Here is a 10,251-nt window from a genome sequence, read left to right as displayed (position 1 = left end):
GCGCGCCGGCCGCGGGCGGCGGCGCCCCGGCAGCTCCGGCCGGCCAGGCGCCGCGCCAGCCGCAGTAAGGACACCGAAGCATGAACCCCTCACGCCTCTTCATCGAGCGGCCGGTCGCCACCGCGCTGCTGATGCTCGCCATCCTGCTGTCGGGGCTGGTCGCCTTCAAGCTGCTGCCGCTGTCGGCGCTGCCCGAGGTGGACTACCCGACCATCCAGGTCACCACGCTCTACCCGGGCGCCAGCCCGGACGTGATGACCTCCTCGGTCACGGCGCCGCTGGAGCGCCAGTTCGGCCAGATGCCGGGCCTCAAGCAGATGTCGTCGTCGTCCTCGGGCGGCGCCTCGGTGATCACGCTGCAGTTCGAGCTGACGCTGTCGCTGGACGTGGCCGAGCAAGAGGTGCAGGCGGCCATCAACGCCGGCGGCAACCTGCTGCCGGCCGACCTGCCGATGCCGCCGGTCTACAGCAAGGTCAACCCGGCCGACGCGCCGATCATGACCCTGGCCATGACCTCGGACACCATGCCGCTGCCCAAGCTGCAGGACATGGTGGACACGCGCGTGGCGCAGAAACTCTCGCAGCTCCAGGGCGTGGGCCTGGTCAGCATCAGCGGCGGGCAGCGCCCGGCCGTGCGCATCCAGGCCAACCCCACCGCGCTGGCCGCGCTCGGCATGTCGATCGACGACCTGCGCACCGCCATCGGCAGCGCCAACGTCAACGGCGCCAAGGGCAGCTTCGACGGCCCCGCGCGCGCCTCCACCATCGACGCCAACGACCAGCTCAAGTCCGCCGACGAATACCGCCAGATCATCGTCGGCTACCAGAACGGCGCGCCGATCCGCATCACCGACGTGGCCAATATCGTCGACGGCCCGGAGAACAGCCGCCTGGCGGCCTGGGCCAACGACAAGCCGGCCATCGTGCTGAACATCCAGCGCCAGCCCGGCGCCAACGTGATCGAGGTGGTGGACCGCATCAAGGCGCTGCTGCCGCAGCTGCAGAATTCGCTGCCGGCCTCGGTCAAGGTGCAGCAGCTCACCGACCGCACCACCACCATCCGCGCCTCGGTGCGCGACGTGGAGTTCGAACTGCTGCTGGCGGTGGCGCTGGTGGTGATGGTGATCTTCGTGTTCCTGCGCAACGTGCCGGCCACCATCATCCCGGGCGTGGCGGTGCCGCTGTCGCTGGTGGGTACCTTCGGCGTGATGTACCTGGCGGGCTTCTCGATCAACAACCTCACGCTGATGGCGCTGACCATCGCCACGGGCTTCGTGGTCGACGATGCGATCGTGATGATCGAGAACATCATGCGCTACATCGAGGACGGCGACTCACCCATGGAGGCCGCGCTCAAAGGCTCCAAGCAGATCGGCTTCACCATCATCTCGCTGACCTTCTCGCTGGTGGCCGTGCTGATCCCGCTGCTGTTCATGGGCGACGTGGTGGGGCGGCTGTTCCGCGAGTTCGCCATCACGCTGGCGGTGTCGATCCTGATCTCGGCGGTGGTGTCGCTGACGCTCACGCCGATGATGTGCGCGCGCCTGCTGCGCCATGTGCCGGAAGAGAAGCTGTCGCGCTTTCACCGTTCCACCGGCCGCTTCTTCGACAACGTGATCGCGCGCTACGGCCGCGCGCTGGAGTGGGTGCTGGACCGCCAGACGGCCACGCTGCTGGTGGCGGTCGGCACGCTGGTGCTCACCGTGCTGCTCTACCTGGTGGTGCCCAAGGGCTTCTTCCCCGTGCAGGACACCGGCGTGATCCAGGGCATCACCGAAGCCTCTCAGACCACCTCCTTCCCCGCCATGCAGCTCAAGCAGCAGGCGGTGGCCAAGGTGGTGCTGGAAGACCCGGCGGTGGAAAGCCTGTCCTCGTTCGTCGGCGTGGACGGCACCAACACCACGCTCAACGCCGGACGCCTGCTGATCAACCTCAAGCCCAAGGACGAGCGCAGCGATTCCATCGAGGACGTCACGCGCCGCCTGCAGGCCGCGGTCGACAAGCTCGGCGGCGTCTCGCTCTATACCCAGCCGGTCCAGGACCTGACCATCGAGGACCGCGTCTCGCGCACCCAGTACCAGTTCACCGTGCAGGACCCGGACCCGGCCACGCTGGCCACCTGGGTGCCGCGCCTGGTCGAGCGGCTCAAGCAGGAGCCCGAGCTGCGCGACGTGGCGAGCGACCAGCAGAACAACGGCCTGCGCGCCTACGTGGATATCGACCGCGACGCCGCGGCGCGCTTCGGCATCACCACGGCGGTGATCGACAGCGCGCTCTACAGCGCCTTCGGCCAGCGCCTGGTGTCGACCATCTTTACCCAGGCCAGCCAGTACCGCGTGGTGCTGGAGGCCATGCCCGAGTTCCGCACCGACCCGCAATCGCTGGCCGAGCTGCGCCTGCCGTCGTCGTCCGGCGGCCAGGTGCCGCTGGGCGCCTTCGCGCGCATCAGCGAACGCACCGGCGCGCTGGTGGTCAACCACCAGGGGCAGTTCCCCGCGGCCACCATCTCGTTCAACCTCGCGCACGGCGAGTCGCTGGGCGCGGCGGTCGACAAGATCACCAAGGTCGAGAAGGAAATCGGCCTGCCGATCTCCATGCAGACCGACTTCCAGGGGGCGGCGCTGGCGTTCCGCGCGTCGCTGTCCAACACGCTCTGGCTGATCCTGGCGGCGGTCATCACGATGTACATCGTGCTGGGCGTGCTGTATGAAAGCACCATCCACCCGGTGACCATCCTCTCCACCCTGCCATCGGCCGGCGTGGGCGCGCTGCTGGCGCTGCTGGTGTCCGGGCAGGACCTGGGCATCATCGCCATCATCGGCATCATCCTGCTGATCGGTATCGTCAAGAAGAACGCCATCATGATGATCGACTTCGCGCTCGAGGCCGAGCGCGAAGGCGGCATGGCGCCGCGCGAGGCGATCTTCCAGGCCTGCCTGCTGCGCTTCCGCCCGATCCTGATGACCACCATGGCGGCCCTGCTGGCGGCGTTGCCGCTGATGCTCGGCAGCGGTATCGGCTCCGAGCTGCGCCGCCCGCTGGGCGTCACCATGGTGGGCGGCCTGCTGGTCAGCCAGGTGCTGACGCTGTTCACCACGCCGGTGATCTACCTGGCCTTCGACCGCCTGGCCTGCCGCCTCAAGGACTGGCGCCAGCGCCGCTTCGGCGACCCCGACACCGGCGCGCCCGCCGGGGAGCCGAGGCCGTGATGAATCTCTCGGCCACCTTCATCCACCGCCCGGTCGCCACCGCGCTGCTGACCATCGGCATCCTGCTCGCGGGGCTGGCGGCGCTGCGGCTGCTGCCGGTGTCGCCGCTGCCGCAGGTGGACTTCCCCACCATCTCGGTGTCGGCGTCGCTGCCCGGCGCGAGCCCCGAGACCATGGCCGCCACGGTGGCCACGCCGCTGGAGCGCGCGCTCGGCGCCATCGCCGGCGTGACGGAGATCACCTCCAGCAGCTCGCTGGGCTCGACCCGCATCACGCTGCAGTTCGAACTCTCGCGCGACATCGACGGCGCCGCGCGCGACGTGCAGGCCGCCATCAACGCCTCGCGCGCCACGCTGCCCACCAGCCTGCCGAGCAACCCCACCTACCGCAAGGTCAACCCGGCCGACGCGCCGATCATGATCATCGCGCTCACGTCGCCGACCATGACGCGCGGGCAGCTCTACGACGCGGCCTCCACGATCCTCTCGCAGAAGCTGTCGCAGATCGAGGGCGTGGGGCAGGTGACCATCGGCGGCTCGTCGCTGCCCGCGGTGCGCGTGGAGCTCAACCCGACCGCGCTCAACAAGTACGGCGTCTCGCTCGAGGACGTGCGCAACACCATCAGCGCGACCAACGCCAACCGCCCGCTGGGCTCGCTCGAGAACAGCACCACCAACTGGCAGGTCTACGCCAACGACCAGGCCATGAAGGCGGCGGACTACATGCCGCTGATCATCCGCTACGCCACGCCGGGCACCTATTCCTCGGCCTCGGCCGGCGCGCTCATCGCCAGCACCGCCAACGCCACCGCCGGCGGTGGTGTCAGCACCAAGACCGTCAACGGCGTGACCACCACCACGCTGACCACCAGCAGCGGCACCACCACCATCTCGTCCGGCGCCACCGGCGGCAATACCAGCAGCGGCGGGCCCAACTCGTTCGCGGTGCCGGTCCGCCTGTCCGACGTGGCACGCGTGACCGACTCCGTGCAGGACATCCGCAACGCCGGCTCGGCCAACGGCCAGCCCTCGGTGCTGCTGGTGCTCAACCGCTCGCCCGGCGCCAACATCATCGAGACCGTCGACCGCGTCAACGAGATGCTGCCCTCGCTGCAGATGATGATCCCGTCGGCCATCAAGATGGAAGTGATGATGGACCGCACGCCCACCATCCGCGGCTCGCTGCGCGAGGTGGAGCGCACCCTGATGATCTCGGTGGCGCTGGTGATCATGGTGGTGTTCCTGTTCCTGCGCAATGTGCGCGCCACGCTGATCCCAAGCGTAGCCGTGCCGGTGTCGCTGATCGGCACGTTCTCGGTGATGTACCTGGCAGGCTTCTCTCTGAACAACCTGTCGCTGATGGCGCTCACCATTGCCACCGGCTTCGTGGTGGACGACGCCATCGTGGTGCTGGAGAACATCTCCCGCCACATCGAGGAAGGCATGAAGCCGCTCGAGGCCGCGCTGAGGGGCTCGCGCGAGGTGGGCTTCACGGTGCTGTCGATGAGCCTGTCGCTGATCGCCGTGTTCATCCCGCTGCTGATGATGGGCGGCATCGTCGGCCGCCTGTTCCAGGAATTCGCCGTCACCCTGTCGGTGGCGATCCTGGTGTCGCTGGTGGTCTCGCTGACCGCCACGCCGATGATGTGCGCGCGCCTGCTCAAGCCGGTGCGCCCGGAACGGCAGGGCCGCTTCTACCGCGCCAGCGAGCGCGTGTTCACCTGGATGCACGACCGCTACGCGCGCACGCTGGCGGTGGCGCTGCGCCATGGCGCGCTGGTGTGGCTGGTGCTGCTGGCCACCATCGGCCTCAATGTCTGGCTCTACACGATCGTGCCCAAAGGCTTCTTTCCGCAGCAGGATACCGGGCGCCTGATCGGCTTTATCCGCGCCGACCAGGCCACCTCGTTCCAGGCCATGCGCATCAAGCTCGACAACTTCATCAAGATCGTCCAGTCCGATCCCGCAGTGGTCAATGTCACCGGCTTCACCGGCGGTTCGCAGCGCAATACCGGCCAGATGTTCGTCACGCTCAAGCCGATTTCCGAGCGCGAATCGGCCGACGCCATCGTGGCCCGCCTGCGCGGCAAGCTGGCCAAGGAGCCCGGCGCCAGCCTGTTCCTGACCTCGGTGCAGGACATCCGCATCGGCGGGCGCCAGAGCAGCTCGGCCTACCAGTTCACGCTGCAGTCCGACGATCTCGACGTGCTGCGCGAGTGGGAGCCCAAGGTGCGCGCGGCGCTGTCCAACCTCAAGGGCCTGGAGGACGTCGACACCGACACCAACGACAAGGGCCTGCAGACCACGGTGACCATCGACCGCGACACCGCCTCCAAGCTCGGCGTCACGGCGCAGCAGATCGATGCCGTGCTCAACGACGCCTTCGGCCAGCGCCTGGTGTCCACCATCTACAACCCCCTCAACCAGTACCGCGTGGTGATGGAGTTGAGCCCGGAGTACCTGCAGGGACCGCATGCGCTCCAGGATGTCTACGTGGTCACCGGCGGCGGCAGGCGGGTCCCGCTGTCGGCCTTCGCGCGCGTGGCGCCCACCAGCACGCCGCTGGGCGTGAACCACCAGGGCCAGTTCGCCGCGTCCACCATCTCCTTCAACCTGGCCGAGGGCGTCTCGCTGTCGCAGGCGACCGACGCGGTCAAGGCTGAGATGGCGCGCATCGGCGTGCCGGAGACGCTGCAGGCCAATTTCCAGGGCAGCGCCAAGGCCTTCCAGGATTCGCTCAAGAGCCAGCCGCTGCTGATCCTGGCCGCGCTGATCACCATCTACATCGTGCTCGGCATGCTGTACGAGAGCTATGTGCACCCGCTCACCATCCTGTCCACGCTGCCGTCGGCCGGGGTGGGCGCGCTGCTGGCGCTGCTGGCTTCGGGCACCGATTTCAGCATCATCGCGCTGATCGGCGTGATCCTGCTGATCGGCATCGTCAAGAAGAACGCCATCATGATGATCGACTTCGCCATCGATGCCGAGCGGCGCGCGGGCCTGTCGCCGCGCGAGGCCATCTACCAGGCCTGCCTGCTGCGCTTCCGGCCCATCCTGATGACCACCATGGCCGCCCTGCTGGGCGCCATCCCGCTGGCCATCGGCCGCGGCGACGGCGCCGAGCTGCGCGCGCCGCTGGGCATCTCCATCGTCGGCGGCCTGCTGGTCAGCCAGTTGCTGACGCTCTACACGACGCCCGTGGTCTACCTGACGCTGGACCGCTGGCGCCTCAAGGTAAAAGCCTGGCGCCAGCGCCGCGCTTCCGTGCCCCCGGCCACGGCCAGCCTCGAACCCTGAATGCGATCCATGAACACCCTCTTCCGCATCCCTGTCCCCTCCTTCCCGGCCAGCGCGCTGACGCTGGCCTGCGCGCTGCTGCTGGCCGGCTGCGCGGTGGGGCCCGATTACAAGCGCCCCGATGCGCCCGACACGCCGGCCTTCAAGGAAGCGCGCGCCGACAGCACGCAGTGGGGCCAGTGGAAACCCGCCGAGCCGCAGGACGCGAGCGAGCGCAGCAACTGGTGGTCGGTCTTCAACGACCCGCAGCTCGATGCGCTGATGTCGCAGGTGCAGATCTCCAACCAGAACATCAAGGCGGCCGAGGCGCAATACCGGCAGGCGCAGGCCGCGCTGCAATCCGCCCGCGCCGGCTACTTCCCCACCGTGGGAGCTGCCGCGGGACTGGACCGCACGCGCGGCAGCAACGGCCAGATCGGCAACGGCCAGAGCGCGACGCTGTCGGCCAGCTGGGAGATCGACCTGTGGGGCCGCGTGCGCCGCCAGGTGGAGAGCAGTGATGCCAGCGCGCAGGCCAGCCAGGCCGATCTCGCCTCGACCCTGCTGTCGACCCAGTCCACGCTGGCGCAGAGCTACTTCCTGCTGCGCATCGCCGACCAGCAGAAGGCCGCGCTGGACCGCACCGTGGCCGACTACGCCCGCTCGCTGCAACTCGTGCGCAACCAGTATGCGGCCGGCACCGCGCAACGCTCCGATGTGCTGCAGTCCGAGAGCCAGCTCAAGAGCGCGCAGGCACTGCAGATCGACATCCAGATCACGCGCGCGCAGCTGGAGCACGCCATCGCCATCCTGACCGGCAAGCCGCCCGCGGACCTGTCCGTCACGCCGACGGACTACGCCGTCAATGTGCCGCGCGTTCCCACCGTGGTGCCGTCGGCGCTGCTCGAGCGCCGCCCGGACATCGCCGCGGCCGAGCGCCGCATGGCTGCGGCCAATGCGCAGATCGGCGTGGCGCAGGCGGCTTATTACCCCACGCTGACGCTGTCGGCCACCGGCGGCCTGTCCGCCAGTACGCTGGCACACTGGCTGTCGCTGCCGGACCGGATCTGGTCGATCGGCCCGGCGCTGGCCGGCACGCTGTTCGACGGCGGCCTGCGCAGCGCGGCCAAGGCGCAGGCGGTGGCCGCCTACGACCAGACCGTGGCCAATTACCGCCAGACCGTGCTCAGCGCCTTCCAGGAAGTGGAAGACAGCCTGGCCGCCGCGCGCCTGCTCGAGCAGGAGGCCGTGGTGCAGAACGATGCGCTGCGTACCGCGCGCGACGCGCTGGCGCTGGTCAACAACCGCTACCGCGCCGGCACCGCCAGCCTGCTCGACGTGCTGACCGCGCAGACCACGGCCTACACGGCGGAGCGTACCGCCCTGACCATCGCGGGCCGCCAGTACACCACCAGCGCGGTGCTGATCAAGGCGCTGGGCGGCGGCTGGCATATCGTGCCGGACAGCGCGCAAGTTCCGGCGCCCGCCTCGCAGCCCGCCTCGCAGCCCGCCTCGCCGCTCAACGCGCCCGACCTGCCCAGGCCGCCGGCACCGGGCAATATGCCGCCGCCGGCCGGCACGCAGGGCGCGCTGCCGGCGGCCGTGTCGGCGAAGCGGTAGGCACCCGCCGCCCTAGGCTGCGGGAAAGCACACCCGCGCCAGCAGTCCCTTGCCTGCCGCACCATCGAGCAGCACCAGCGATGCACCGTGCGCGGCGGCAATGTCGCGCACGATGGTGAGCCCGAGGCCCGATCCGCCCGGCGCGGCTTCGCCGGCCCGCGCCGGCTTGCCGCGGTAGAACGGCTCCAGCACCGCGGTGCGCTCCGCCGGCGCGATGCCGGGGCCGTCATCCTCCACCTCGAGCACCACCGCATCGCCGTCGCGATAGACGCGCGCGGTCACCACGCCGCCGGCCGGCGTGTAGCGCAGCGCGTTCTCGACGAGGTTGGTAGCCAGTTCGTGCAGCAGCTCGGTGCCGCTTACCGGCTGCGCGCACTCGCCCTCGAAACCCAGGTCGATGCGGCGCGCGCGCGCCGCCGGCATGAGTTCCAGGCAGACCTCGCACAGCAACGCCGCCAGGTCCAGCGGGCGCGGCGCTTCGGCGCCGCCGTGCGCGGCGCGCGCCATCGACAGCAGCCGGTCGGCCAGCGCGGCCATGCGCGCGGTGCTGTCGGCCAGGCCCTGGGCGATGCGGCGCTGCTCGGCGGGGTCGTGCTCGCGTGCGGCCAGCTGCGCCTGCGTGTGCAGCACCGCCAGCGGCGTGCGCAACTGGTGCGCGGCGTCGGCGACAAAGCGGCGCTGCGCAGCCAGCATCTGCTCCAGCCGTGCCATGTAGCCGTTCATCGCCTGCACCAGCGGCGCGGTCTCGCGCGGCGCGCTGTCCAGCGGGAGCGGCGTGGTGGCACCGGGCTGGCGCCGCGCCACTTCGGCGCGCAGCGCATCGAGCGGCGCCAGCGCGCGCCGCGTGAACAGCCAGATCACCAGCACCACGGCCAGCACCAGCATGGCCTGGCCCCACAGCACGTCGAACAGGATGTTGCGGGTGAGCGCCTGGCGCGAATCGAGAGTCTCGCCCACCTCGATCAGCGCCATGCCCCCGTGCGTGCCGCTGGCGTCCATCACCGGCTGGCGCAGCGCGGCGATGCGGATCGGCTGCCCGCGGTAGGTGCGGTCATAGAAGCTCACCAGCGCCGGATAGAGCTTGGTGCGCGGCTGGCTGGAATCGAACGGCGGCAGGTCGTCGTAGCCTGAGACGAATTCGCCGCGCACGCCGCTCACGCGATAGAACATGGTGGCGTTCATGCCCACCTCGAAGGTGTCCAGCGAGATATAGGGCGCATCCACGCGCACGCCCTCCGGCGTGAGCGTGATGCGCTCGGAGATATTGCGCGCCGACGCCAGCAGGGTGCGGTCGTAGGCCAGGTCGGCCGAGGCCAGGGCGTTCGAGTAAGCCACCACGCCGTACACGGCCTGCAGCAGCAGCATCGGCGGGATCAGCCACCAGAGCAGGCGCGCGCGCAGGCTGGCGGGACGCGCCCGGCGCCTGCCCGGCTCAGCCACCGCCGGGCTCCAGCACGTAGCCAAGCCCGCGCAAGGTGACGATGGCGGCGCCCGAACCCTCGAGCTTGCGCCGCAGCCGGTGCACGTAGACCTCGATCACGTCGGGCTGGGTCTCGTCGGCCAGCGTGAAGATGCTGGCGTAGATGCGGTCCTTGCTCACCGTCTTGCCCGGCGGGGTCATCAGGATCTCCAGCACCGCGTGCTCGCGCGGCGTCAGCGCCAGCGGCACGCCGCCCACCTGGAAATGCCGCGCCACGGTATCGAAGCCGAGCCCGCCGCACATCACCAGCGGCGCCTCGGTCTGCCGCGCGCGCCGCAGCAGCGCCTTGACGCGCGCCTCGAACTCGGCGAGGTCGAAAGGCTTGGCCATGTAGTCGTCGGCGCCCAGGTCCAGGCCCTTGACACGATCACCCACCTCGCCGCGCGCGGTCAGGATCATGACCGGCACGCGGCAGCCGCGCTTGCGCAGGCGTGCCAGCAGGTCCAGCCCGTCGCGGTCGGGCAGGGTGAGGTCCAGCAGGACCAGTGCGTAGTCGATGCCGCCCGCCCCGGCCGCGCCGGCGTGCGTGCTGAACAGCAGCGATTCGGCGCTGGCCGCGTCGGCGGCGCGCTCCACGGTGAAATGCATGGCGCGCAGCGCCTGCGTCACCCAGGTGGCCAGTTCGTCATGGTCCTCGACCAGTAGCACTCTCACGGAAATCCCTCCT

Annotated in this window: 5 protein-coding genes; 3 read left to right on the top strand and 2 right to left on the bottom strand. The window is 69.9% G+C overall.

The genetic code is table 11. The annotated features are described in order from the left end of the window. The first annotated feature begins 80 nt into the window (after positions 1 to 80). The 3 genes from AC1DKV_RS25970 to AC1DKV_RS25960 are packed head-to-tail and all read left to right on the top strand — an operon-like array spanning position 81 to position 8,104. On the top strand, positions 81 to 3,209 hold the full coding sequence (locus AC1DKV_RS25970) for an MdtB/MuxB family multidrug efflux RND transporter permease subunit (RefSeq protein ID WP_441621533.1): 3,129 nt from the start codon (positions 81 to 83) through the stop codon (positions 3,207 to 3,209). After that, positions 3,209 to 6,505, top strand: coding sequence for an efflux RND transporter permease subunit (locus AC1DKV_RS25965; protein ID WP_441643547.1), 3,297 nt, complete (start codon positions 3,209 to 3,211; stop codon positions 6,503 to 6,505). The genes AC1DKV_RS25970 and AC1DKV_RS25965 overlap by 1 nt, the downstream gene beginning before the upstream one ends. Beyond that, positions 6,506 to 8,104, top strand: a complete 1,599-nt coding sequence (locus tag AC1DKV_RS25960; RefSeq protein WP_441621531.1) for an efflux transporter outer membrane subunit — start codon at positions 6,506 to 6,508, stop codon at positions 8,102 to 8,104. A gap of 12 nt (positions 8,105 to 8,116) precedes the next feature. On the opposite strand, the gene AC1DKV_RS25955 is transcribed toward AC1DKV_RS25960, so the two are convergent. Both AC1DKV_RS25955 and AC1DKV_RS25950 read right to left on the bottom strand, forming a co-directional pair. Then, a complete protein-coding gene (locus AC1DKV_RS25955; protein WP_441621530.1) occupies positions 8,117 to 9,544 on the bottom strand; it encodes a sensor histidine kinase in 1,428 nt (475 codons plus the stop codon). Next, positions 9,537 to 10,238 (bottom strand): response regulator, encoded by a 702-nt coding sequence (locus AC1DKV_RS25950; RefSeq protein ID WP_441621528.1) that lies wholly within the window; start codon positions 10,236 to 10,238, stop codon positions 9,537 to 9,539. Before AC1DKV_RS25950 ends, AC1DKV_RS25955 begins: the two co-directional genes overlap by 8 nt. Positions 10,239 to 10,251: the final 13 nt, after the last annotated feature.

It is taken from the genome of Cupriavidus sp. 05T41 (genome assembly GCF_056396525.1).
Note: the sequence above shows the minus strand (reverse complement) of the source record. Positions and strands in the feature narration are given on the sequence as shown.

What these genes read in the sequence shown, in the direction of transcription:
- AC1DKV_RS25970 (WP_441621533.1), top strand. Translation starts at nt 81, where the DNA reads ATGAACCCCTCACGCCTCTTCATCGAGCGGCCGGTCGCCACCGCGCTG.
- AC1DKV_RS25960 (WP_441621531.1), top strand. Translation starts at nt 6,506, where the DNA reads ATGCGATCCATGAACACCCTCTTCCGCATCCCTGTCCCCTCCTTCCCG.
- AC1DKV_RS25965 (WP_441643547.1), top strand. Translation starts at nt 3,209, where the DNA reads ATGAATCTCTCGGCCACCTTCATCCACCGCCCGGTCGCCACCGCGCTG.